Source organism: Streptomyces sp. MB09-01 (assembly GCF_033794505.1).
GTDB lineage: Bacteria > Actinomycetota > Actinomycetes > Streptomycetales > Streptomycetaceae > Streptomyces.
The window spans coordinates 1-1144 of the sequence record NZ_JARAYQ010000568.1 but is presented as its reverse complement, the minus strand read 5'-3'; the positions used below and the strand labels follow the sequence as shown (position 1 = coordinate 1144).

Sequence of the window (1144 nt, the reverse complement as noted above, 5' to 3'; positions counted from 1 at the left end):
GGGCACGGGGCGGGGGCGGACGCCCGTTACGATCTCCACTCGTGATCAACAAGGGGGAATGGATGTCGAACGCCGACCGCGCCGTGCTGGGCCCGCTGGGGCCGAACGATCCGCAGGAGATCGCCGGTTACCGGCTGCTCGCCAAGATCGGCGAAGGCGGCATGGGCTCCGTCTACTTCTCCCGGACCCGGGGCAACCAGCCGGTCGCGCTGAAGGTCATCCGTCGCGAGTTCGCCCAGGAGCAGGACTTCCGGGCCCGGTTCGAGCACGAGGTGCAGGCGGCCCGCCGTGTGCAGGGCTACCACATCGTGCCGGTCCTCGACCACGACACCAGTGGCGAACAGCCTTGGCTGGCCACCGCGTTCGTGCCGGGTCTGCCGCTCGACGAGGCTCTCGCCTCCCACGGGCCGCTGCCGCTGCCCGCCGTGTTCCAGCTGATCGGCTGCACCGCGCAGGCGCTGCACTCCGTACACGCCGCCTCGGTGGTGCACCGCGATCTCAAACCCAGTAACATCCTGCTCGGTTCGAACGGCCCCTGGGTGATCGACTTCGGGATCGCGCGGGCCACCGACACCACCCAGCTGACCCGCAGCGGCGGGTTCATCGGAACCCCGCAGTACATGTCGCCCGAGCACGCGCTCGGCAAGCAGGTCACCCCGGCCACCGACATCTTCGCGCTGGGTCTGATCGCCGCCGTCGTGGCCACCGGCCGGCACCCCTACGGCGACGGCGCGGGCATCTCGATCGCCGCCTCGATAGCCAACACCCCGCAGCAGGCGCCGGACCTCAGTGGTTACCCGGACGCGCTGCGGCCCCTGCTGGAGCGGTGCCTGGCCGCCGATGCCGCGCAGCGGCCGCTGCCCGCGGAGATCGCCGAGTGGTGCCGGAAGTCGGCGGGCCGGGAGCTGCGCGATTTCGCGGACTGGCTGCCCGCGCCGGTCACCGCGGAGATCGCGCGGCGCGAGCAGCTGGCGCAGACGCCTCCGCAGCCCGCGCAGACGCCTCCGCAGCCCTCGTACACGCCGACCCACGCGCCCGAGCCGGCCCGGCCGGCGTACGCCCCCACGCAGGCCTCCGGACCGGTCCACCCGGCGTACGCGCCGACGCAGGGGCCGACGGGCGGTGCGCACTCCCCCGTGTACGG

1 protein-coding gene is annotated in these 1144 nt (G+C 73.1%); it reads left to right on the top strand.

What is annotated here, in order from left to right; genetic code table 11:
* Positions 1 to 41 precede the first annotated feature (41 nt).
* The coding region (locus tag PV721_RS43490) for a serine/threonine-protein kinase (RefSeq protein ID WP_416371303.1) at positions 42 to 1144 on the top strand (1103 nt) is incomplete at its 3' end.